This is a genomic window from Scandinavium hiltneri, from assembly GCF_024764835.1.
Classification (GTDB): Bacteria; Pseudomonadota; Gammaproteobacteria; order Enterobacterales; family Enterobacteriaceae; genus Scandinavium; species Scandinavium hiltneri.
In genome coordinates this window covers 33,113-55,400 of the sequence record NZ_JALIGE010000069.1, presented here as the reverse complement: position 1 = coordinate 55,400, position 22,288 = coordinate 33,113, and the positions used below count along the sequence as shown (strand labels likewise).

Below are 22,288 nucleotides of genomic sequence, written 5' to 3'. Positions count from 1 at the left end.
ATGCCGACTGGATAGCCGGCCTGGATATTAATCTTGTTTTTCGAGTGCTTCCCACAGACCGAGGAGATAGGTTACACCTAATGCCCGGTCGTATAAACCGTATCCGGGGCGGCCAGTTTCACCCCAAATAAAGCGTCCGTGATCGGGGCGAATATAGCCATCAAAGCCATTGTCATGCAACGATTTCATTACTTTGTACATATCCAGTGAGCCGTATTGTGATAAGTGCGCCGACTCATAAAAATCTTTATCTTTAATAATCTTAATATTACGTACGTGGGCAAAATGAATGCGTTTGCGTTGAGTAAACTCAGCCAGTATGTCGTAAACGTTATTATCAGGATCTTCGGCAATTGAGCCGGTGCATAACGTAATCCCATTTGCTTCGGAATCAACTGCATTACACAGCCAATCAAGATCGTCTCGATTTTTCACAACCCGCGGCAGCCCGAAGATGGAGTAGGGCGGATCGTCGGGATGAATCGCCATTTTAATCCCGACCTCTTCACATACCGGAATGATGGCTTTCAGGAAATAGACAAGATTTTCGCGTAATTTGTCGTCATCGACATCTTTGTATTGCGCAAATAACTCTTGCACTTTAGCCAGACGTTCTGGCTCCCAACCGGGCAGGGCGAAACCGTTTGAATTATCGAGAACATCTTTAACAACATCCTCAAGACTTTTGTCGATGCCTTTCTTTTCAAAGGCCATCGTCAGAGAGCCATCCGGTAAAATATAGTTCATATCCGTTTTCATCCAGTCAAAGACCGGCATGAAGTTGTAGCAGATGATTTTAATGCCGATCTCAGCCAGATTGCGGATAGTCGTTTGATAATTCTCGATATAGCGGTCGCGCCCAGGGCTGCCGATTTTAATCTCATCGTGAATATTCACACTTTCAATAACTTCCAGCTTCAAACCCGCTTCACGCGCCTGCGTGGCCAGCGCCAGAATCTTATCTTTTGGCCAGACTTCGCCCACGGGAACATCGTACAACGCCCCCACAATGCCTTCCACGCCAGGCACCTGTCGTATGTGTTGCAGGGAAATCTTATCTTCTGCTGGTCCAAACCAGCGCATTGTCATTTGCATACTCATCACACCTTTAGCTGAAAACCTAATTACCATACTAGTATCTATGTTAAAGTCTATTAAAGCTGATTTTTTCGACATAAGTCACAAAATAGACCGATGACGGGGGCAGTCTCAATCGACGAGTCCAAAACCCCTATGCCGGAATCTGGTCCATACTTTTGTTTCTGCATTCATAGGAGGCAAACGTATGTTAACGCTCTATGGTGTGCCGGGCTGGGGTTCGGCAATCAGCGAAGTGATGTTGACGATGGCAGAGATGCCGTACCATTTTGTCAACGTGAACGGCTTCGATAATCCCGGCCCGCAGCATGACGTGCTGGCCCAAATCAATCCGCTGTGTCAGGTGCCGACCCTGCGGCTGGACGATGGCAGCGTAATGACCGAATCCGCCGCCATTGCGCTGATGATCCTCGACCATCGTCCCGAACTGGCACCGCCCATTGGCTCAGCGCAGCGCACGCTGTTTCAGCGTCTGCTGGTGTGGCTGGTGGCGAACGTCTATCCGACGTTTACCTATGCTGATTACCCTGAACGCTTTGCGCCTGGCGCCCCGGAGCAGCTGCAAAATAGCTGTATTGCTTACCGGAAAACGCTGTATCAATGGCTTGATGGTCAACTGGTGGGGCCGTACGCGATGGGTGACAACGTCACGTTAATGGATGCGTATATCGTGGTGATGCGAACCTGGGGCCCGCGTGCAGCGTGGTTTGCCGAAAACTGTCCACGCCTGAGCGCCATTGCAGACCACATTGAAAAGCGTGAAGCACTGCACCACGTCCTGAGCGAAAACGACATCATAACTGCACAAAACGCTAATTAGGCCGCTGAGAAGATGATAGTTTTAGGGAACACAATAAGGAGACCACCATGCCGCATGTAGCTATCAAATGTTTTCCCCGTGACCTGAACGACGAACAAAAGGACGCGCTGGCCGCGGATATTGCCGCTGCGATTACCCGTCATCTTGGCAGTAAAGACGGCGCAATTAGCGTTGGTCTGGAGCAGGTGGCTGAAGCCGACTGGAAAGCACAGGTCTGGGACAAAGAGATTGGTCCGCAGCTCGAGACGTTGCTCAAAAAACCGGGATACAGTCTGTAAAAAACACCCTGCTTCGTCTGCAATCAGAGCGTCACGCTGTAAAGCAACAGATTGACGCTCGTCATTACATTTCGCCCTTATTCTTCGGAAATAGTTGGATTACGGTGAGAAATAGTCTGCGCCTTGTATTCATAGAAGAATTTCCAAAGATTATTGGACGTATTCTCGTTTTTAACCTTAGGGTTAAATTTACAGTAACTTGTCAGCATATTCAGATATAACGGTGAATGGCTGAATCCCGTGGCTGTGGTAACAGGGTTCATCATTTCATTATGTGCTACGGACATGCCAACCGGGTAAACCTCTGAGAAGGTATGATAACCACCAAAGTTCATAAATGCCGCAACTGCCAGGGTGATGGCTTCTACTGCTCTGCTATTAATCGGACTATATATGCTCACCCACTTAACATCTGTAAAGCCAGCATTACATCTGTCGTCCCTCCTGACTGTGCGCCAGCAGAGGGGAATCCAGCCAGATTAGCGTAAGTGCCGAAAAGCCCGTATGGTTGCCAGCGGTTGATTCCTACCCCATGACTAAGTCGCTGCTCGATTATTTTTCTTTTGATATTGTAAAGGGAATATGCCGCTGGTTGCTTCTCTTTGACACTGTAAGGGTTGTGTGGCTGGGGTAACGAGTTTTTATCCTTTTCGTCCCATTTCCCTGGTAAATTTTTAAATTCATTATCAGTCAGCATATAAGGGCGGTTGAGATCACCAATAGGTGCATTCTGCCGGCGTATGGCGTTTATCTGGCTATTAGGCACGTTATGCTCACCAGCAAGTAAATTATACAATTTATTCGTTTCTTCCGGGTCAGTTGATCTCTGGACCACCTGACCAAAACCAAGACCATGCGTGGCCGCATCGGAATACACCCCCTTGACAGGAACGCCATTCAGCACTGGCATCCTTTCACTTCGCGCACGTGTAGTAGGATTATCAAACAACGCTGAACGAGTATTCTGACGAAATTCAGAAAAACTGGCGTTTATGTTGCCGGAATTTCTGAGTTCAGACTGATAAAATAAACGCTCCAAAGAGGCAGCATTAGCATCAGCAACCCTGATATCGGCGGGAGAAAGCAGTTGCCAGATGGTCGTGCCAAATGAACTGAGTGCTTTGACTTTGGTGAGCACGAGTTTGAAATTGTGTGACTTTGTTATGGCATTCAACTCTTTGTATAACCAGTCAGTCACCTCATCTTTGGAACCCTCTGGCATCCGACCTATCTGGTCTGAACTGGCAGAAAGAGGATTAAAAGTTGTAGCGTTGAATACTTCTCTGAGCTTTTTTTCTGAACCATTCAAAAATACTCGCAGGTCCCCCAGTTCATTATCAAAAGTGAGTTTATTAATGACTTTGCTCAACTCTGCTGTGTATCGATCCAGATAAATACCAATTTCACCTGGCTCGTTAAGTATATTAATGGAAATAAAAGCTTCCAGTATTTTGTTATGAAGCATCAACGCACTGGTTTTTCCGTTGATGTTGACGCCTTGCGGGCTACTGACAACCTTTCCGTCCTGATTGATAATGCTCTCTAAGATATTATTGTTAACGTTGGGGGTTAAATACTGTCCGGAATTCAGTTCGCCATCAAGAGTACGTTTATCCTGACGGGCCTGACGACGAGAATGAGGCATTTTACTATAGGGTATAATATGATTCCTGATGGGTATGCAACGTATTACGGTGATGCCGATTACGTTTTCGTGCGTCAAGGATGGTGTCATGTGCATCCTTTATCTCAGCCGTAAAGGTCGCACTGTTACCGTTAGTTACTTTCTGTAAGTAAAGGGTGAGCTGTGTTTAAAAAATCCTTTTATACATAGTCACTTCCGCTTAGCCATACATATTAAAGTCCCATCGACCACCAGCAACAAGTAAAGAAGTTATTTGTCTTTTTTCAATATTAATAAAATCAAGGAGTAATGGTGGTTGTTTGTGCTTTTTTATTCAGCAAGTAAATATTAATGGAGGAAGGATACTTATAATTATTAACAGGCGGGATTTTTGGGCGTCAGGGGGGCTGTTCCCTGGACCTAACGCCGTTTGATACATTTTTCGGCGATAACTACAAATCACTCCGCTGCTTTAATCATCCGGCCGCTGGTGACAAAGGTGCCAGCGCCGAGATGATGCAGCGTATTGCGGCGATCGCCGTTGAATTGCCAGCGCCCGGCAATGAAGGCCTGTTCATCGGCGGCTGCCGCCACCACTTCGCCAAACAGCGTGTCGTATTTTTCCTGCGCTGCCGTCGCGGGCAGCAGTTTGCACTCCATCCACGCCAGACATCTTTCTTCGACGACCGGCAGGCCAAGCACCGGGCCGTGTTCGACCGGAATACCGTAACAGTTGAATTTATCCTCATCGCGCCCGCTGACGCTGCCGACGGCGTAGGTCCAGTTCGCCGCATCCACGGCGGGAATGACGATGCCGAACTTTCCGCTACGTTCAATAAGTTCGCGCGACCAGGCGCTTTTATCTACCACGATAGCAATGCGCGGTGGTTCAAACTCCACCGGCATCGACCACGCGGCGGCCATGATATTGCGCCGGTCAATACTCTCGTCGTAGCTGGTGATAAGCACCGTTGGCCCATGATTGAGCAGGCGGCTGGCATGTTTTAATTCCACGGGACGAAAACGGCTCATAGCAATTCTCCTGGTTGTTTGCTGCATTTAAGCGTGTTCCGGCTGCGGAAAATAGCGATGGCGCACAAACGGAAAAAATGACCGCACAAAATCGCCTGTCGGAAAAATAAAATACGTTATAAAAAGCATAATCACTGAAGCATGGAGGCCGTATGAGCCCATTTTTAACTGCGTATTTAGCCCGTCTGAGCTGGACCGATTCCGTCGCGGTCGACATTGAAACGCTGCGTGGGCTGCATTTGCGCCACACCTGCACCATTCCCTTTGAGAATCTGGATGTGCTGCTGCCGCGCGAAATCCAGCTCGACGATCAGTCTCTTGAGGATAAGCTCATTCACGCCCGTCGCGGCGGATACTGCTTCGAGCAGAACGGCCTGTTTGAACGCGTGCTGCGTGAAATCGGTTTTGATGTGCGTAGCGTGCTGGGGCGCGTAGTGTTGTCTAATCCGCCGCAAATGCCGCCGCGTACGCATCGTTTGCTGGTGATTGATTTGGCCGGTGAGCGCTGGATTGCTGACGTTGGCTTTGGCGGACAAACGCTGACCGCGCCGATTCAGCTTCAGGCAAACAAAGAGCAAACCACACCGCACGGTGTTTATCGTCTGCTGAATGAAGGTAACGACTGGATTTTGCAGTTCCGTCACCATGACCGCTGGCAGTCGATGTATCATTTTGATTTGGTGCCACAATATATTGCCGATTACGTGGCGGGAAATTTCTGGTCGGCGCACTGGCCGCAGTCGCATTTCCGCCATCATCTGCTGATGTGCCGCCATTTGCCAGACGGCGGCAAACTGACGCTGACCAACTACCATTTCACCCATCAGCAAGACGGGCATACTGTTGAGTCAATCAATTTACCGGATGTCGAAAGTTTGTATTTGCTGTTGCAGGATAAATTTGGTCAGGGCGTCGACGACCCGAAAAATGGCTTCACACTGGCGGATTTAGCCGCGGTAATGACGGCGTTTGATACGCATGGTGAGGCCGGGAAATAAGCTTTTGCTGTATCCCTTTCCTGAAAGGGAAAGGGATACGCACTCTCACCGCCGCGACCGCACAATCTGATAGCGCCGCGTGAAATACTCCACCGGGGCGCTCCACACGTGCACCAGACGGGTGAACGGGAACAGCAGGAAAATGGTCATTCCCAGCGCCAGATGGACGCGATACACCAGCACGACCCCCGCGAGATGCGTTGACGCGCCGCCCTGGAAAGTCACCACCGATTGCGCCCAGCCGACCAGTTTCATCATTTCGCTGCCGTCCGGGTGCTGCGCCGAGAACGGAATCGTCGACAGGCCCAAAATGCACTGAATCAGTAAAATACTGAGGATCAGGATATCGGCAGTCGTCGACGTGGCGCGAACGCGGGGATTAAACAGCCGACGAATCAGCAAGCCTGCCCCGCCAATTAGCGTCAGTACGCCGCACGCCCCGCCAAGAATCATCGCCATTTGCTGCTTCACGGAAATAGGCAGGAACGATTCGTACATCCAGTGCGGGGTCAGCATCCCAAACGCGTGGCCGAAAAAGACGCCGAGGATGCCGATGTGGAACATGTTCGACCACAGCACCATCCCGCGTTTATCGAGCATCTGGCTCGAACCCGCGCGCCAGGTATATTGCCCGTAGTCGTAACGCAGCCAGCTGCCGATGATAAACACCGAGCCGCAGATATAGGGGTAAATATCGTAAAAGAAGACGTCAAAGAAGTGGCTCATTTGGGGCCTCCGGAACGGACGTCAACGTACTGCGGTGCAACGTCCTGGCTAAAACGTTTCTGATAACTTTGCAGGGGGGAACTGTCGCAGGCGGAAGTGGCATTGTCTTCGATAAACTTCACCTGTTCCTCCTCCCACACGGCGTCCAATGCCTGTCGGGTGTCGTCGCGCGGTTCGGTTTTCACCTGATGAGTGACACTGTCACTTCTTAACGGGCTGTTAGCCAACAAAAGCAGGGTATCGAACAGTTGATAGTAGTTTGACTGACGTTCTTTCAGCCTGCCGCCAAGCAGCGCCAGGATCGGTGCGACGTTCTGCAAGCCTTCGCGGGCTTCCTCCGGCGAGCGCGTGCTGAGAAACTCCAGATACAACGGTAGATGGTCCGGTAGTTCGCGACAGTCGAGCTGCAAACCGGCCTGTTCGTACTGCGCCATCAAATCCACCATCGCCTGGCCGCGATCGCGGGATTCGCCATGTACGTGTTCAAACAGCAGCAGCGACATTGCGCTGCCGCGCTCAAACAGGTCGCACCACAGCTCCTGCTGGTCGAGCAGCGGGGCGCTGAGATAGTTCTCCACCCACGGCGCCAGCGTGGGCGCATCCTGCGTCACCAGCGCCTGCGCGTCGTCGCGATTGTCCCACAGCAACGCATCCGGGTATTCCAGCAGTAGCGCAATCAGCTTGAGGATCGGCATTATTCTCCCTCCCCATGCTGGCGCACGCCGGAGACGTCGATCGCGTCGATGCGTTTGCTGTTGAACAGGTTGAATTTGGTGTCGGAGCCGTGGCAGCCGTCGCCGAAGGTGAATCCGCAGCCGTTGCGTTCCGGGAAGGCCTCTTTCGCCATTTCGCGGTGGCTGGTTGGGATCACGAAACGGTCTTCGTAATTGGCGATGGCGAGATAGCGGTACATCTCTTCCACCTGTTCCACGGTCAGGCCGGTCTCTTCCAGCGCACGGGTGTCGGTCACGCCTTCCACTGTTTGCGAGCGTTTGTAGTGGCGCATCGCCATCATGCGTTTCAACGCACGCAGTACGGGACCAGTGTCGCCCGCGGCCAGCAGGTTGGCGAGATACTGAACCGGAATGCGCAGGCTCTCGACCGACGGCAGAATATTGCCGTTATGCGGCAGCGCGCCGGCATCGGCGACGGACTGAATCGGTGACAATGGTGGCACGTACCAGACCATCGGCAGTGTGCGGTATTCCGGATGCAGCGGCAGGGCGAGCTGCCATTCCATCGCCAGTTTGTATACCGGCGACTGCTGCGCGGCCTCAATCACGTTCTGCGGAATGCCCTGTTTGACCGCTTCTTCAATCACCGCCGGGTCGTTCGGGTTGAGGAACACCTCGCACTGACGCTCATAGAGATCGGTCACATGTTCGGTGCTGGCGGCTTCTTCAATGCGGTCGGCATCGTACAGCAGCACACCGAGGTAGCGAATGCGCCCGACGCAGGTTTCTGAACAGACGGTTGGCTGGCCGGATTCAATGCGCGGATAGCAGAACGTACATTTTTCTGACTTGCCGCTTTTCCAGTTGAAGTAGATTTTTTTGTACGGACAGCCGCTGATACACATGCGCCAGCCCCGGCATTTGTCCTGGTCGATCAACACAATGCCGTCTTCTTCGCGTTTGTAGATGGCACCTGACGGGCAGGTCGCCACGCAACTCGGGTTAAGACAATGCTCACACAGGCGTGGGAGGTACATCATGAAGGTGTTTTCGAACTGGCCATACATCTCCTTTTGCATGTTTTCGAAGTTCCGGTCTTTGGCGCGTTTTTCAAATTCGCCGCCGAGCAGTTCCTCCCAGTTCGGGCCCCATTCGATTTTATTGATGCGTTCCCCGCTGATAAGCGAACGCGGGCGGGCGGTAGGCAGATGTTTGCCTTCCGGCGCGCGATGCAAATCCTGGTAGTCGTAGGTGAACGGCTCGTAATAATCGTCGATCGACGGCAGCACCGGGTTGGCGAATATTTTTGCCATCAGGGCAAGGCGGCCACCGAGGCGCGGCGTGAGCTTACCGCTAATCCCGCGGATCCAGCCGCCTTCCCATTGTTCCTGATCTTCCCAGTTTTTCGGATAACCGATACCGGGCTTGGTTTCGACGTTATTGAACCACGCGTATTCCATGCCTTCGCGGCCGGTCCAGACGTTTTTACAGGTCACGGAGCAGGTGTGACAGCCGATGCATTTGTCGAGATTGAGAACCATGCCAACCTGAGAACGGATTTTCATTTTTTCGCCTCCTGGACCTGATCGTTACCTTCGTCATCCAGCCAGTTAATGTTCTTCATTTTGCGGATCATGATGAACTCATCGCGGTTGGAGCCGACGGTGCCGTAATAGTTAAAGCTCCACGCCAGCTGGGCGTAACCGCCAATCATGTGCGTGGGTTTCGGGCAAATGCGGGTCACGGAGTTGTGAATGCCGCCGCGTCGGCCGGTCACTTCAGAGCCTGGAATATTCATGATGCGTTCCTGAGCGTGATACATCATGGTCATGCCGGGTGGAATGCGCTGGCTGACCACCGCGCGGGCGGTGAGAGCGCCGTTGGCGTTGAAGGCTTCAATCCAGTCGTTATCCTCAATGCCGAGCTCTTTGGCGTCGGTTTCACTGAGCCAGACAATCGGCCCGCCGCGTGAGAGCGTCAGCATTAACAGGTTTTCGCTGTAGGTCGAGTGAATGCCCCATTTCTGGTGCGGCGTCAGGAAGTTGAGCGCTTTTTCCGGGAAACCATTCGGCGGAATGGTGTTCATGTGGCTGACACTGCGGGTGTCGATCGGTGGGCGATACGCCACCAGGCTTTCACCAAACGCGCGCATCCACTTGTGATCCTGATACAGCTGCTGGCGCCCGGAAAGGGTGCGCCACGGAATAAGTTCGTGAACGTTGGTGTAGCCCGCGTTGTAGGAGACGTGTTCGCTCTCGAGACCGGACCACGTCGGGCTGGAGATGATTTTGCGCGGCTGGGCGACGATATCGCGGAAGCGTATTTTTTCGTCTTCTTTGTTCAGCGCCAGATGCGCATGTTCGCGTCCGGTGATTTTGCTCAACGCCTGCCACGCTTTGACCGCTACCTGACCGTTGGTTTCCGGGGCGAGGGCGAGGATAACCTCGGACGCGTCAATAGCGGTTTCGATGCGTGGGCGGCCTTTCGCCGGGCCGTCGGCCTTCACATAATTCAGTTTGCCGAGGAACTCAATTTCGCTATCGGTGTTCCATGAAATGCCTTTGCCGCCGTTGCCGAGTTTGTCCAACAACGGCCCGAGTGAGGTAAAACGCTCATATGTCGCCGGGTAATCACGTTCCACTACCGCAATGCCCGGCCCGGTTTTGCCCGGTACGTACTCGCATTCACCTTTACGCCAGTCGGCAACGTCAAACGGCTGCGACAGTTCGGCCGGAGAATCGTGCATCAGCGGTTGCAACACCACGTCAGTTTCCGTGCCCAGATGACCGACACACACCTGAGAGAACACTTTGGCGATGCCTTTGTAGATATCCCAGTCGCTGCGTGCTTCCCAGGCCGGGTCCACCGCCGCCGACAGCGGATGAATGAACGGATGCATGTCCGAGGTATTCATATCGTCTTTTTCATACCAGGTGGCGGTCGGCAGGACGATATCGGAGAACAGGCAGGTGCTCGACATCCTGAAATCGAGCGTCACCAGCAGGTCGAGCTTGCCTTCGATGGCGGCGGTTTGCCACTCGACTTCTTCCGGCTTCACGTCATCACTTTCACCGAGAGCTGCGCCCTGAATACCGCTCTCGGTACCGAGCAGGTATTTGAGTAAATACTCATGGCCCTTGCCCGATGAACCGAGCAGATTGGAGCGCCAGACAAACAAGTTGCGTGGGTGGTTGTTCCCGCTGTCCGGCTGTTCGCAGGCCATGCGGATATCGCCGGATTTCAACGCCTGCGCGGTGTAATCGGCTGGCGTTACGCCCGCGGCGTCGGCCCTCTCTTTAATGCTTAAAGGATTCAGATTGAGCTGCGGCGAGGACGGCAACCAGCCCATGCGCTCAGCGCGAACGTTAAAATCAATCAGGTGCCCGGTAAATTGACTGGCGTCGGCCAGCGGCGAGAGCAGCTCTTTGGCGGTGAGTTTTTCATAACGCCACTGGCTGGAGTGATTGTAGAAATACGAGGTGCTGTTCATCTGGCGCGGTGGGCGGTTCCAGTCCAGCGCAAACGCCAGCGGCAGCCAGCCTGTTTGCGGGCGCAGTTTTTCCTGGCCGACGTAGTGTGCCCAGCCACCGCCGCTTTGCCCGACGCAGCCGCAGAACACCAGCATGTTGATCATCCCCCGGTAGTTCATGTCCATGTGATACCAGTGGTTGACCCCGGCCCCGAGAATAATCATCGAACGGCCGTGGGTTTTGTGCGCAGTATCAGCGAATTCACGGGCGATTTGCGCAATGTGATACTGCGGCACACCGGTGATTTGTTCCGCCCATGCCGGGGTGTAGGCTTTTATTTCGCTGTAATCTTTGGCCGAAAGTGGATCGTCCAGCCCACGATCGAGGCCGTAATTCGCCAAAATCAGATCGTATACGCTGACCACCAAACCCGCGCCGCCGTCGGCAAACGTCAACTGTTTAACCGGTAATTGACGCACCAGGATCGGGTCCTGCTTCACGCTGCGGAAATGCGGATTTTCGTTGCCGCCAAAGTAGGGGAAAGCCACTGGCGCGATGCGGTCGTGATTCCCGAGCAACGTCAGCTGCAGTTCGGTTTCAGCGCCTGCGGCTATCGATTCAAGATTCCATTTGCCCTGTTCACCCCAGCGGAAGCCGATCGCGCCATTGGGCACCACCAGGTCACCCGCAGTGTTGAAGGCGACGGTTTTCCACTGCGGATTATTGCTTTCGCCGAGGTTATCAACCAGATCCGATGCGCGCAGCATCCGGCCTGGCACGTAGCTGCCGTCTTCACGCGCATCGAGCTGCACCAGCATCGGCATATCGGTGTAGCGGCGACAGTAGTTGATGAAATAGTCGCTTGGGTTATCGAGATGAAACTCGCGCAGCATGACGTGGCCCATCGCCATTGCCAGCGCGCTGTCGGTGCCCTGTTTTGGCGCCAGCCACTGGTCGCTGAGTTTGGCCACTTCCGAGAAATCTGGGGTGATGGCGATGGTTTTGGTGCCTTTGTAGCGCACTTCGGTAAAGAAGTGTGCATCCGGCGTGCGCGTCTGCGGCACGTTCGAGCCCCAGGCGATGATGTACGAGGAGTTATACCAGTCGGCGGATTCCGGCACGTCGGTTTGCTCGCCCCAGGTCATCGGCGAGGCGGGTGGCAAATCGCAATACCAGTCGTAGAAGCTGAGGCAGGTACCGCCAAGCAGCGACAGATAACGTGTCCCCGCGGCGTAGGAAACCATCGACATCGCCGGGATTGGCGAAAAGCCCGCCACGCGATCCGGGCCGTAATTTTTGATGGTCCAGACGTTGGCCGCCGCAATCAGCGTATTCAGTTCGTTCCAGTTGGAGCGTACAAACCCGCCGTGACCGCGGGCCTGTTTGTACTTCAGGCATTTGGCCGGGTCTTGCATTATCGAATTCCAGGCGTGAACCGGGTCAGGGTTTTGTTCGAGAGCCTCACGCCACAGGGAGATCAGGCTTTTGCGGATCAGCGGGTATTTCAGCCGGTTGGCGCTGTAAAGATACCAGGAGTAGCTGGCCCCGCGTGGGCAGCCGCGCGGTTCGTGGTTGGGTAAATCGGGGCGGGTTCGCGGGTAATCGGTTTGCTGGGTTTCCCAGGTCACCAGCCCGTTTTTTACGTAGATTTTCCAGCTACAGGAGCCGGTGCAGTTCACCCCGTGTGTGGAGCGCACGATTTTGTCGAACTGCCAGCGCTGGCGATAACTGTCTTCCCAGTCGCGGTTGGTGTTGTACACCTGGCCGTGACCGTTCGCGAAGGTTTCCTCTTTTTGCTTAAAGTAGCGAAACCTGTCCAGTAGCTTACTCATGACATTTCTCCTGACGGGGCCAGGGCTGGCCCGTGGTTAGGGGGCTCACATTGTTATGATTATTTAGCGGAAGGCTGGCGGCGACCGTAGACCAGCCACGTCACCACCACGCAAACGATGTAGAACACCAAAAAGATTTTCATCGCGCCGACCGGAGAACCGGTCATGGCCAGCGACGTGCCGAAGGCTTTCGGAATGAAAAATCCGCCGACTGCACCGATGGCAGAGATAAAGCCCAGCGCGGCGGCGGTATCGGTGACCGCTTCCTGCTGCGCCTGTTCGTCGCTGCCGCCTTTGGCTTTCACGTGGTCGATGGTGATTTTGCGGAAAATCACCGCAATCATCTGGAAAGTTGAGCCGCTCCCGAGTCCGGCGGTCAGGAACAGGCCCATGAACACGAGGTAAAAGGTGAGGAAGTTGCCGGGCGAACTGCCACCTGGCAGGGTGAGGAAAATCAGGGCGCTGAAGATAGCCATGAAAATGAAATTAATCAGCGTCACGCGCACGCCGCCGAGTTTGTCGGAAATGACACCGCCGAAGGAACGCGCCAGTGCGCCGAGGAACGGGCCGAAGAATGCCAGTTTGAGGATGTTCACATCGGGAAACTGCGTTTTTGCCAGCATGGCGAACCCGGCGGAAAAACCGATGAATGAGCCGAAGGTGGCCAGATACAGCAGGGCGAGGATCCAGGTGTGCATCCGGCCCAGCACCGGCAGCTGTTCAGCAATCGACGCTTTAGAACTGGCGATATCGTTCATCCCGAACCAGGCGGCGAGGGTGGCAATCAGCAGCAGCGGAGCCCAAATCCAGGCGGCGTTGGTCAGCCACATCGTTGAACCGTCTTCCTGCGTTACGCCGTGCACGCCGAGGAAGGTGAAAATCGGCAGAAAAATCACCAGCGGTGCGGCGAGTTGCATCACGCTGACGCCGAGATTGCCCAGCCCACCGTTAATACCGAGCGCGCTGCCCTGCCGGGCTTTCGGGAAGAAGAAACTGATATTTCCCATGCTCGAGGCGAAATTCGCACCAGCAAATCCACACAGCAAGGCAATAACAATAAATACCCAGTACGGAGTAGCAGTATTTTGAATGGCAATTCCGAGCCAGACACAAGGAATAATCAGAATAACGGTGCTTAATACCGTCCAGTATCGGCCACCAAATATAGGCACCATAAAGGAGTAGGGGACGCGTAATATTGCCCCGGAAAGAGATGGCAGGGCGGTTAATAAGAATAACTGGTCGGTGGTAAAATTAAATCCGACTTTATTAAGATTGACGCTGACGGCACTGAATAACATCCATACGCAGAAGGCCAATAGCAGGCAGGCTACGGAAATCCAGAGGTTTCGTCGGGCGATACCTTTGCCTTTGTTTTCCCAGAACAACGGATTCTCAGGCTTCCAGTTTTTCAAAAGGTAATGATTATTCTTCTCATCTTGTTGTGACATATCGCCCTCGTCTGCACCAGTACGTTATGAAAAATAAGCAAAAAGAGACCGACGGAACGTAATGATCCGCGAAAAGTAAGGAATTTTAGGGTTATGTGAAAGAAGGATAGATAAAAAAGCGCAACCCCGCGAATGGGCCTGGAATATAGCTGCGCTTAAGTGTTACTAATTGTAAGTTAAACTAGATTAATTCGAGATCGAGGGCACGGTGTAAATGACGATTAAAAGCAGCATCGTCGACTTCCGGCATTCCCAATACATATATGCCGTCCAGCCCGCAGACTAATGAAATTAAACGCCAGGCAATGTCTTTGGCGCTGTCGTGCAGAGTAAATTCACCGGCTTTTTCACCGGCTACTATCAGCCTGACGGCTTCTTCGTGCCACATCGACATGGTCAGCAGATAGGCCCCTTTGATTTCTGGGTCGCTGTCGGCCAACAACTGCGCCTGGCGCCACAGGCGAATATACGGCTCAAGTCGTCGATCTTCACTGCCAAGCAGCGCAAACAGGCGTTTGCGCCAGCTGGCATTTTCCTCGACCAGCGGGAGTTCCATCATTTCGCGGATCACCCGTACAAAGGCCTGCGATTTCAGTTCGCCCGACGACGTGAAGTGATGGTGGACCTGGCCCGCGGCAATCCCCGCGCGGCTGGCGATGTTACGGACAGTCATGGCAGTGAAGCCTTCTTCCAGCGCCACGCGAATGGCGGCCTGCATGATGGATTCCCGACGGTCTTCCCGATTCAGATAGCTCATAGTTTCAGTCCCTGGTGGCAGTACGGTAATGATAACAAAAAGCTGGACAAGCGTTCAACTCTCAAGCAGGATCGCAATCTGGACAAGTGTCCAGTTTGTTTTTGAAGAGGGAAAAATTATGTCTCGTCAATGGTTAACGTTGATTGCTATCGTACTGGTGTATATCCCGGTAGCGATTGATGCCACGGTATTGCACGTCGCCGCGCCGACGCTGAGCGTGTCGCTCGGAGCCAGCGGGAACGAGTTGCTGTGGATCATTGATATCTACTCGCTGGTAATGGCGGGTATGGTTCTGCCGATGGGTGCGCTGGGCGACCGCATCGGTTTTAAACGTCTGCTGCTTATCGGTAGCGGTCTGTTTGGCCTGGCTTCGCTGTGTGCAGCGTTTGCGACCACCGCGGAGTGGCTGATTGCCGCGCGTGCGGTGCTGGCCATCGGTGCCGCGATGATCGTTCCGGCAACGCTCGCTGGGATCCGCAATACCTTCAGCGAAGCCCGCCACCGTAATATGGCGCTGGGTATGTGGGCTGCGGTGGGATCGGGCGGCGCGGCGTTTGGTCCGCTGATCGGCGGGATCGTGCTCGAGCACTTCTGGTGGGGCGCAGTATTCCTGATCAACGTCCCGATCGTACTGTTTGTGATGGCGCTGAGTGCGCGCGTGGTTCCACGTCAGGCCGGACGCCGCGAACAGCCGCTGAATTTCAGCCACGCACTGATGCTGATCGTCGCTATTCTGCTGCTGGTGTGGAGCGCGAAAACGGCAATGAAAAGCGTGATGGCGCTGTGGGTTGTCGGCCTTGTGCTGCTGTTTGGTGCAACGCTGCTCACCGCCTTCGTGCGTATTCAGCTTAATGCCCGCACGCCAATGATTGATATGCGCCTGTTCACACACCGCATTATTCTCAGCGGCGTCATGATGGCGGTCACGGCGATGATCACGCTGGTGGGGTTCGAGCTACTGATGGCGCAAGAACTGCAATTTGTTCACGGTAAAACGCCGTTTGAAGCCGGACTGTTTATGCTGCCGTTAATGCTGGCCAGCGGCTTTAGTGGCCCGATTGCCGGGGTTCTGGTGTCACGTTTGGGGCTGCGTCAGGTGGCAACCGGCGGTATGGCGCTGAGCGCTATCAGCTTCCTTGGCTTGTCAATGACCGACTTCAGCACCCAGCAATGGCAGGCCTGGGGCCTGATGACGCTGTTAGGTTTTAGCGCCGCCAGCGCCTTACTGGCCTCAACGGCAGCGATCATGGCGGCAGCGCCGAAGGAAAAAGCGGCCGCGGCCGGGGCTATCGAAACCATGGCTTACGAACTGGGTGCCGGTCTGGGAATTGCGCTGTTTGGCCTGATTCTGACCCGCAGCTATACCTCGTCGATTGTTCTGCCGGAAGGACTGAATACTGACGCAGCCAGCCGGGCAGGTTCGTCTATCGGTGAGGCGATGCAACTGGCTCAGACCCTGACACCAGAGCTTGCAAATTCGGTTGCTGAGGCGGCGAGAAGTGCCTTTATTACCTCGCACAGCGTGGCGTTGTTCAGTGCGGGCAGCATGATGCTGGTTCTGGCGGTCGGGATCTGGTTTGGCCTGGCGAAAGCGCGCCAGACCGCATAACTAGTTTCGCGTCGCGTACCAGCACAACAAGGAGCCTGCGCACACCATGCAGGCTCCTTGCCAGAAGGCCCAGGAGAGCGAGGCGCTGAGCAGAACGGACGCCAGCGCCGAAGAAAGCACCGGGGTAAAATAAGAGCCAACCGCCAGCAAACTGACACTGCCGTGCAGAATACCGATATTCCACGCCGCATAGGCAAATCCTAACGACAACGCGCAAAGAATAAGCTTAAACACTACCGGCAAGCTGAAAATCATCGCGGGCTGAGGGCTGGAAAAATACTGAACCCACAGACTGAGCGCGGTGAGTAAAACAAAAAGCGTAATTCCGTTTTTGCCTTTGGCGTATTTGGCGGTAACGGTGCAGTACGTCGCCCAGATAAAAGCCCCACAAAACGCCAGAATATAGCTGAGCGGGCTGCTGGCAATATTGTTTTTTATTTCCACCAGGTTCAGACCGTTCTCACCTCCTAATACCCAACTGACACCGAGCAGGGAAATCAGCAGCCCCGGCACAACCCACCATCGGGCTTTCTGTCCGTTGAATAAAATTGCAAACGCGATAGTCAGGCTTGGCCAGAGGTAATTGACCATCCCGACTTCTATCGCCTGTTGGCGCGTGGCGGCATAGCCCAGAGAGAGCGCGAGGCAGATTTCATAGGTGACAAACAGCACGCAGCCTGCCACTAAATAACGAAAGGAAAAGGTTTTGAGTTGAGGAAAACCGACGGTAAGGAGTAACAGCAGCCCGCTGCAGCTGTAAATCGCCGCTGCGCCGCCGACCGGACCTAAGCCTTCGCTGACGCCGCGAATCAGGCCCACCATTGTGCTCCACAGCAGAATAGCCAGCAGCCCGATGAGCGTGGCTTTTTGTTTTGTCATGAGCGTAATCTTGTTCATCCTGAAAACGACCAAGATTACGGTATTACGGTCGTAAAAGGAAAAAAATCCGGCGCAAAGGCCGGATTACGGAAGTGCTTAGGACCCCGGCGAATCTACACGAATTTCGCCAACGGGTCGGCGGCGGCAAAGGCCACGTCGCGATCGGCTTTTGGCGGATAGATAAGCTCGTTAGTAATGGCGATTTTCAGCTTTTTAGCGTCTTCGCGAACCAGTTTCAGCTGCTGATCCCAGCCTTCGGTGTACACCGCGCCCCACGCGCCGAGATCAAGACAGGTCACATAATTCACCTGGCGATACGGCAAACCTTCAACGCCAAGCAGGCTGGCTGCGGCGTTATGACCGGCGAACTTACCGAGCTGAATGGCGTGCTGACAGGTCATCAGCGCGGTGTTGCCGATATCATCTGATTTCGCATGAGCCATATCGCCGGTCGCGAAAATGTTGCTGTATGACGGGATTTGCAGCGCTTCGTTCACCACAAAGCGACCCAGCGTATCGCGGTCCGCGGTGAGGTTTTCCCCCAGCGGGCTGGCTTTCACACCGGCAGTCCAGACGACGGTAGCCGCGTCGATTCGGCTGCCATCCTGCAAGGTGACGCCGGTGGCATCGACCACTTCCACGCCGGCATTCAGACGCCACTCGATCCCCAGTTCGTCAGAGGCGTTTCGGATAACCTCGCGGAGCGCTTCGCTCCAGCGGCCGCCAATCTCTGAACCTCTTTCTACTACGACAACTCTGGTCTGTGTATTATCACCGAATAGTGCTTTCAAACGAGAAGGGAGCTCTGTTGCCAGTTCAATCCCGGTGAAGCCGCCGCCGCACACGACGACGGTATTGCGGGCAGGGCTTTCCGGCTGGTTTGCCAGAGCGTGCAGATGATCTTCCAGACGCTGAGCGGAGTCCAGCTGATCGACATCAAAACCATGTTCAGTGATACCTTTGATACCGAAGTGGTGCAGGTGGCTGCCGCTGGCAATAATCAGGCGATCGTAGGCGATAAAGGTTGACTGCGACTCAGGTGTTTTGTACCAGATGCTGTTTTCTACGGCGTCGATACGCTCGGCATGACCGGCAATGAAACGGATATTCAGCTCGGCAAACAGCGGCTGTAAATCAGCGGTCAGCGTCGAGACGTTGGCTTCATAAAAACGCGGTCTGACGCGCAGTTCAGGCTGTGGTGCCAGCACGGCGATTTCCAAAGAATCGTTGCCCTGCAGATGCGCCAGACGTGCTGCACTGACTGCAGACCACATACCTGCGAAACCGCTACCGATGATAAGAATACGTTGTTTCATGTTTTGTCCTTCTGCATTTTCAGGCCGCTCGGCCCCAATAACTGCCACTATACTAGTCGGAGTTAACTCCGACAAGATCTTTCTGAGTATCTGAGTTATCATCACCGTGAATAAACCGAAGAGGATCATAAAATGGCGTTTTACAGTTCTGGCGTGGAGTACGGGATCCACAGCCTGATGAGCATGGTGGATGCGAATGGCGATGCGCGTGAAATGAGCGTGCGAGAGCTGGCCGAACTGCAGAACGTGCCTTATGACTATCTGGCAAAAATCTTTACCCGTCTTTCCCGCGCCGGGCTGGTGGTGAGCACAGAAGGTAAGGGCGGTGGATTCCGTCTGGCGAGGGCCAGTGAACTCATCAGCGTGCTGGATATTGTGCAGGCTATCGACGGTGACAAATCGATGTTCGAGTGTCGAGAGATCCGCCAGCGTCTGGCCTTATTTGACGAAGCGCCCCCATCCTGGGTTTGCGATGGCCCATGTGGCGTGCGTTCGGTGATGGACAGCGCTCAGCAGCGGATGGAAGAAGAACTGGCTCGCCATACCGTGCTCGACCTGGCCCGTAAAATGTTCCGTAAAGCGCCGGACACTTTCACCATTGAAGTCAAACAGTGGATTAACGATCGTCGGAGTAAAGGCTGAGAAGACCGATCTCAATAAAAACGGCGCCTTTTGGCGCCGTTTGTCGTTTAAGGCCGGATTAATGCCGCAGGTCGATAACCATACGGCCGCGAATCTGCCCTTGTTCCATTTCTTTGAAAATGGCGTTGATGTCGCCGATCGGACGCATCGTCACTTTCGGCACCACTTTGCCTTCGGCGGCAAACTGGAACGCTTCAATCAGGTCCTGACGCGTGCCCACCAGTGAACCGACCACCTGAATGCCGTCCAGCACCAGGCGCGGGATATCAAGGCTCATCGATTCTGACGGCAGGCCAACGGCAACCACACGGCCACCGGCACGAACCGCATCGACCGCGGAATTAAACGCTGCTTTTGCAACGGCAGTGACCACCGCCGCGTGCGCGCCGCCGGTTTTTTCCTGCACGATTTTCGCCGCGTCTTCACTGCGGGAGTTGATAATCAAATCAGCGCCCATTTCCTCCGCCAGTTTCAGCTGCGCGTCATTGACGTCCAGGGCGATAACTTTGGCATTGAACACGTTTTTCGCGTACTGCAGCGCGAGGTTACCCAAACCGCCCAGACCGTAGATGGCAATCCACTGGCCCGGTTTGATCCCGGACATTTTGACCGCTTTATAGGTGGTGACGCCCGCACAGGTGATGCTACTGGCCGCCGCGGATTCCAGACCGTCCGGCACTTTTACCGAGTAATCGGCCGTGACGATACACTCTTCGGCCATCCCGCCATCGACGCTGTAACCGGCATTTTTCACCGAGCGGCAGAGCGTTTCGTTGCCGCTGTTACAGTATTCACAGTGGCCGCAGCCTTCGAAGAACCACGCCACGCTGGCGCGATCGCCGGGTTTCAAAGAGGTCACGCCCGGGCCGACTTCTTTCACAACCCCAATACCTTCGTGACCCAGAATGACGCCGGTTTTATCGCCGAAATCGCCATTCTTCACGTGGAGATCGGTGTGGCAAACGCCGCAGCATTCCATCTTCAGCAGCGCTTCTCCATGCTTCAACGGACGAAGCGTTTTTTCAGTCACATTGACCTGATGGTCTTGAGTTACAACAGCAGCCTTCATGTATGTCTCCTTTTTGGATGAAAATCTGCAATGCAGGTACGGCGCCAGTGAAGCACGTCGTTACTCCTTTAGAGTTAAAGCATTCCGCTGATTTAGCAAGCCCATCGCAACATAACGTAATAATTTTATGATAATTAGTAGTGTTTAAAATCACATAACCATAAATTAAGCTTATGAATCGCTGTATATTAAGACAAAAAAACAGGCACCCGAAGGTGCCTGGGAAGGGAATTACAGCGACTCCAGACGCGCAGTAAGCACCTCAATTTCACGCTGCCATTGGGCCTGAAGCTGAGGTTTCTGATGCTTCGGTTTACGTGCCAGGTCGTCAGCCAGCTGCGTTTCGAGCACAAGCAGGGTTTCCAGCAAATCGTCTACGGCGTCTGATGTCGTTTCCGGTGCGACAACGGGCTTCGAATCTGGCGCGGCCGGGAGCGGTTCGCGCAATCTTTCCCATGCTGCATCGGCATCGTGCCACTCCTCCAGCACACCATTTTCAATCAGCCAAAAACGATTACAGCTCCGTTGCATCAGTTGCCTGTCGTGGCTCACCAGCAGCACACCTCCGGCGAAGGTTTGCAGCGTTTCCGCCAGCGCCTCTTTGCCTTCCATGTCGAGATGGTTGGTAGGCTCATCGAGCATCAGCAGGCTATAGCGCGCCAGGGTCAGGCCGACAAACAACAGCCGGGAACGCTCGCCGCCGCTCAGTGAATCGACGCGTTGGCTATGTCTCGCCCATGCAAAACCGGCACTGATTAACGCCATTTTTCGTGTTTCCGGCGCAGGTGCGAACGGCTCCAGCGCGTCAAACAACGTGGCGCCATCCGCTAACTGGTGTAGCGTTTGATCGTAATAGCCCAGTGCCACGCGCGGGTGGATAGTTAATCCTTCCGTCATAACGCTGGCCTGATATTGCTGCCAGATAAGTCGCAGCAGCGACGATTTCCCGCAGCCGTTACGGCCAATCACGGCCACCCGATCACCGCTTTTCAACCGAGCAATCGGTACACGAAACAGCGGCTCGACTCCGGCCGCCGGTGAAACGGACAGCGTTTCCAGCTCCAGCAGACGGTCAGCCCAGAGCAGGTCGCCATGTAACTGTAAGCGCCACTGACTGCCTGCGGTAACGTCGGTCTGGCTTGCCTTCAGCCTTTCGACCTGTTTCTCCATTTGCTTGGCTTTTCGCGACAAATCTTCGTTGTCATACACGTGGCCCCAGACTGCCAGCCGTTTGGCGCTGGCTGCCACCCGGTCGATCTCTTTCTGTTCAGCTTTGAAGCGCAGGGCATCGCTTTCATCCTGCTCCATCAACGCCTGACGGGCGGCGCTACAGGGCAGGGAAAAGCTGTGCAGTTGCTGATCACGCAGGATCCAGCTGGTGTTGGTCACGTTATCCAACAGCTGTTGGTCATGGGAAACGACGATAAAACTGCCGTTCCAGCCGTTGAGGAAACGCTCCAGCCACAGCAGCGTGGGCAGGTCGAGGTGATTACCCGGCTCGTCCAGTAACAGCAGGTCCGGAGAGGTTATCAACGCCCGCACCAGCAGCAGGCGCGTATGCTGCCCACCGCTCAGCGTGGCGGCCGTTAACGCCTGGTCTTCACCACTGAAACCCATTTCCGCCAGCAGCGCTTCGGCACGCCAGCGTTGGATTTCCCGCTCGACGTGGGGAATATTATCCAGCACCGCATCGAGCATCGTCAGCGGCCCGAGAGATTCAGGCAAATGTTGCTCCACGCGTGCCAGCAGGCAGTGGTTGGCAATGGAAACGTAGCCGGATGAAGGCGTTTGTGAGCCATCCAGCAGTTTTAACAGGGTACTTTTACCGCAGCCGTTATAGCCAATCAGCCCGACGCGATCGCCTTTTTTCAGCGTAAAGGAGAGGTCTGTGAACAGGGGGCCGAAGGCCGTTTCGCTGCACAGCGAGTGGGTATTTAATAATGTGGTCATAGAACTTACTCAAGTGTTACTGGCGTAAGAACGCCTCGTCAGTTAACGCCGACGATAACCCGG

Annotated in this window: 19 protein-coding genes; 5 read left to right on the top strand and 14 right to left on the bottom strand. The window is 54.3% G+C overall.

Features of this window, described 5'->3' with window-relative positions; genetic code table 11:
* Nucleotides 1–27: 27 nt before the first annotated feature.
* Nucleotides 28–1,095: a mannonate dehydratase gene (gene uxuA, locus MUU47_RS04780; protein WP_258987023.1), complete on the bottom strand. Its 1,068-nt coding sequence runs from the start codon at nucleotides 1,093–1,095 to the stop codon at nucleotides 28–30.
* A gap of 190 nt (nucleotides 1,096–1,285) precedes the next feature.
* On the opposite strand from uxuA, the gene MUU47_RS04775 reads away from it, so the two are divergent.
* Nucleotides 1,286–1,918 (top strand): glutathione S-transferase family protein, encoded by a 633-nt coding sequence (locus MUU47_RS04775; protein WP_258987022.1) that lies wholly within the window; start codon nucleotides 1,286–1,288, stop codon nucleotides 1,916–1,918.
* Nucleotides 1,919–1,965: 47 nt separating this feature from the next.
* Nucleotides 1,966–2,196: a tautomerase PptA gene (pptA, locus tag MUU47_RS04770; RefSeq protein WP_159768618.1), complete on the top strand. Its 231-nt coding sequence runs from the start codon at nucleotides 1,966–1,968 to the stop codon at nucleotides 2,194–2,196.
* Nucleotides 2,197–2,273: 77 nt separating this feature from the next.
* Here the strand turns inward: pptA and MUU47_RS04765 are convergent, their stop codons facing one another.
* The 3 genes from MUU47_RS04765 to MUU47_RS04755 all read right to left on the bottom strand — a co-directional run bounded on the left by MUU47_RS04765 (nucleotide 2,274) and on the right by MUU47_RS04755 (nucleotide 4,852).
* Nucleotides 2,274–2,597: a hypothetical protein gene (locus MUU47_RS04765; RefSeq protein WP_258987021.1), complete on the bottom strand. Its 324-nt coding sequence runs from the start codon at nucleotides 2,595–2,597 to the stop codon at nucleotides 2,274–2,276.
* Complete coding sequence (locus MUU47_RS04760) at nucleotides 2,594–3,931, bottom strand: hypothetical protein (protein WP_258987019.1); 1,338 nt, start codon at nucleotides 3,929–3,931, stop codon at nucleotides 2,594–2,596. The genes MUU47_RS04765 and MUU47_RS04760 overlap by 4 nt, the downstream gene beginning before the upstream one ends.
* A gap of 348 nt (nucleotides 3,932–4,279) precedes the next feature.
* The gene (locus MUU47_RS04755; protein WP_258987018.1) at nucleotides 4,280–4,852 is read right to left on the bottom strand and encodes a flavin reductase family protein; all 573 of its coding nucleotides are present in this window, start codon (nucleotides 4,850–4,852) and stop codon (nucleotides 4,280–4,282) included.
* A gap of 152 nt (nucleotides 4,853–5,004) precedes the next feature.
* Between MUU47_RS04755 and nhoA the strand changes: the two genes are divergently transcribed.
* Nucleotides 5,005–5,850 (top strand): N-hydroxyarylamine O-acetyltransferase, encoded by an 846-nt coding sequence (nhoA, locus tag MUU47_RS04750; RefSeq protein ID WP_258987017.1) that lies wholly within the window; start codon nucleotides 5,005–5,007, stop codon nucleotides 5,848–5,850.
* A 45-nt stretch (nucleotides 5,851–5,895) separates the two neighbouring features.
* On the opposite strand, the gene narI is transcribed toward nhoA, so the two are convergent.
* The 6 genes from narI to MUU47_RS04720 form a co-directional block, all read right to left on the bottom strand.
* Entirely contained in the window at nucleotides 5,896–6,576 is a 681-nt protein-coding gene (gene narI / locus MUU47_RS04745; RefSeq protein WP_258987016.1) for a respiratory nitrate reductase subunit gamma, read from the bottom strand.
* Nucleotides 6,573–7,271, bottom strand: coding sequence for a nitrate reductase molybdenum cofactor assembly chaperone (narJ, locus tag MUU47_RS04740; RefSeq protein ID WP_258987014.1), 699 nt, complete (start codon nucleotides 7,269–7,271; stop codon nucleotides 6,573–6,575). The genes narI and narJ overlap by 4 nt, the downstream gene beginning before the upstream one ends.
* Nucleotides 7,271–8,815 carry a nitrate reductase subunit beta gene (gene narH, locus MUU47_RS04735; protein WP_258987013.1) on the bottom strand — a complete coding sequence of 515 codons (1,545 nt, stop codon included), beginning with the start codon at nucleotides 8,813–8,815 and terminating at the stop codon, nucleotides 7,271–7,273. The genes narJ and narH overlap by 1 nt, the downstream gene beginning before the upstream one ends.
* Entirely contained in the window at nucleotides 8,812–12,552 is a 3,741-nt protein-coding gene (locus tag MUU47_RS04730) for a nitrate reductase subunit alpha (protein WP_258987012.1), read from the bottom strand. The genes narH and MUU47_RS04730 overlap by 4 nt, the downstream gene beginning before the upstream one ends.
* 59 nt (nucleotides 12,553–12,611) lie before the next feature.
* Nucleotides 12,612–14,003 carry a NarK family nitrate/nitrite MFS transporter gene (locus tag MUU47_RS04725; RefSeq protein ID WP_258987011.1) on the bottom strand — a complete coding sequence of 464 codons (1,392 nt, stop codon included), beginning with the start codon at nucleotides 14,001–14,003 and terminating at the stop codon, nucleotides 12,612–12,614.
* A 181-nt stretch (nucleotides 14,004–14,184) separates the two neighbouring features.
* Nucleotides 14,185–14,760: a TetR family transcriptional regulator gene (locus MUU47_RS04720; RefSeq protein ID WP_258987010.1), complete on the bottom strand. Its 576-nt coding sequence runs from the start codon at nucleotides 14,758–14,760 to the stop codon at nucleotides 14,185–14,187.
* Between the two features lie 118 nt (nucleotides 14,761–14,878).
* Here MUU47_RS04720 and MUU47_RS04715 point away from each other — a divergent pair, with 118 nt between their 5' ends.
* The gene (locus tag MUU47_RS04715; protein ID WP_258987008.1) at nucleotides 14,879–16,369 is read left to right on the top strand and encodes an MFS transporter; all 1,491 of its coding nucleotides are present in this window, start codon (nucleotides 14,879–14,881) and stop codon (nucleotides 16,367–16,369) included.
* On the opposite strand, the gene yddG is transcribed toward MUU47_RS04715, so the two are convergent.
* Both yddG and MUU47_RS04705 read right to left on the bottom strand, forming a co-directional pair.
* The gene (yddG, locus tag MUU47_RS04710) at nucleotides 16,370–17,248 is read right to left on the bottom strand and encodes an aromatic amino acid DMT transporter YddG (RefSeq protein WP_258987006.1); all 879 of its coding nucleotides are present in this window, start codon (nucleotides 17,246–17,248) and stop codon (nucleotides 16,370–16,372) included.
* A 113-nt stretch (nucleotides 17,249–17,361) separates the two neighbouring features.
* Nucleotides 17,362–18,564, bottom strand: coding sequence for an NAD(P)/FAD-dependent oxidoreductase (locus tag MUU47_RS04705; protein ID WP_258987005.1), 1,203 nt, complete (start codon nucleotides 18,562–18,564; stop codon nucleotides 17,362–17,364).
* Between the two features lie 132 nt (nucleotides 18,565–18,696).
* Here MUU47_RS04705 and MUU47_RS04700 point away from each other — a divergent pair, with 132 nt between their 5' ends.
* Nucleotides 18,697–19,206: an RrF2 family transcriptional regulator gene (locus tag MUU47_RS04700; RefSeq protein WP_258987004.1), complete on the top strand. Its 510-nt coding sequence runs from the start codon at nucleotides 18,697–18,699 to the stop codon at nucleotides 19,204–19,206.
* 58 nt (nucleotides 19,207–19,264) lie between these two features.
* On the opposite strand, the gene adhP is transcribed toward MUU47_RS04700, so the two are convergent.
* Nucleotides 19,265–20,275, bottom strand: a complete 1,011-nt coding sequence (adhP, locus tag MUU47_RS04695) for an alcohol dehydrogenase AdhP (protein WP_258987003.1) — start codon at nucleotides 20,273–20,275, stop codon at nucleotides 19,265–19,267.
* A gap of 231 nt (nucleotides 20,276–20,506) precedes the next feature.
* Nucleotides 20,507–22,225, bottom strand: a complete 1,719-nt coding sequence (locus MUU47_RS04690; RefSeq protein ID WP_258987002.1) for an ABC-F family ATP-binding cassette domain-containing protein — start codon at nucleotides 22,223–22,225, stop codon at nucleotides 20,507–20,509.
* Nucleotides 22,226–22,288: the final 63 nt, after the last annotated feature.

What these genes read in the sequence shown, in the direction of transcription:
- MUU47_RS04760 (WP_258987019.1), bottom strand. Translation starts at nt 3,931, where the DNA reads ATGACACCATCCTTGACGCACGAAAACGTAATCGGCATCACCGTAATA.
- narH (WP_258987013.1), bottom strand. Translation starts at nt 8,815, where the DNA reads ATGAAAATCCGTTCTCAGGTTGGCATGGTTCTCAATCTCGACAAATGC.
- uxuA (WP_258987023.1), bottom strand. Translation starts at nt 1,095, where the DNA reads ATGCAAATGACAATGCGCTGGTTTGGACCAGCAGAAGATAAGATTTCC.
- MUU47_RS04730 (WP_258987012.1), bottom strand. Translation starts at nt 12,552, where the DNA reads ATGAGTAAGCTACTGGACAGGTTTCGCTACTTTAAGCAAAAAGAGGAA.
- yddG (WP_258987006.1), bottom strand. Translation starts at nt 17,248, where the DNA reads ATGACAAAACAAAAAGCCACGCTCATCGGGCTGCTGGCTATTCTGCTG.
- MUU47_RS04700 (WP_258987004.1), top strand. Translation starts at nt 18,697, where the DNA reads ATGGCGTTTTACAGTTCTGGCGTGGAGTACGGGATCCACAGCCTGATG.
- MUU47_RS04725 (WP_258987011.1), bottom strand. Translation starts at nt 14,003, where the DNA reads ATGTCACAACAAGATGAGAAGAATAATCATTACCTTTTGAAAAACTGG.
- narI (WP_258987016.1), bottom strand. Translation starts at nt 6,576, where the DNA reads ATGAGCCACTTCTTTGACGTCTTCTTTTACGATATTTACCCCTATATC.
- MUU47_RS04715 (WP_258987008.1), top strand. Translation starts at nt 14,879, where the DNA reads ATGTCTCGTCAATGGTTAACGTTGATTGCTATCGTACTGGTGTATATC.
- MUU47_RS04775 (WP_258987022.1), top strand. Translation starts at nt 1,286, where the DNA reads ATGTTAACGCTCTATGGTGTGCCGGGCTGGGGTTCGGCAATCAGCGAA.
- MUU47_RS04690 (WP_258987002.1), bottom strand. Translation starts at nt 22,225, where the DNA reads ATGACCACATTATTAAATACCCACTCGCTGTGCAGCGAAACGGCCTTC.
- MUU47_RS04755 (WP_258987018.1), bottom strand. Translation starts at nt 4,852, where the DNA reads ATGAGCCGTTTTCGTCCCGTGGAATTAAAACATGCCAGCCGCCTGCTC.
- MUU47_RS04705 (WP_258987005.1), bottom strand. Translation starts at nt 18,564, where the DNA reads ATGAAACAACGTATTCTTATCATCGGTAGCGGTTTCGCAGGTATGTGG.
- nhoA (WP_258987017.1), top strand. Translation starts at nt 5,005, where the DNA reads ATGAGCCCATTTTTAACTGCGTATTTAGCCCGTCTGAGCTGGACCGAT.
- pptA (WP_159768618.1), top strand. Translation starts at nt 1,966, where the DNA reads ATGCCGCATGTAGCTATCAAATGTTTTCCCCGTGACCTGAACGACGAA.
- narJ (WP_258987014.1), bottom strand. Translation starts at nt 7,271, where the DNA reads ATGCCGATCCTCAAGCTGATTGCGCTACTGCTGGAATACCCGGATGCG.
- MUU47_RS04720 (WP_258987010.1), bottom strand. Translation starts at nt 14,760, where the DNA reads ATGAGCTATCTGAATCGGGAAGACCGTCGGGAATCCATCATGCAGGCC.
- adhP (WP_258987003.1), bottom strand. Translation starts at nt 20,275, where the DNA reads ATGAAGGCTGCTGTTGTAACTCAAGACCATCAGGTCAATGTGACTGAA.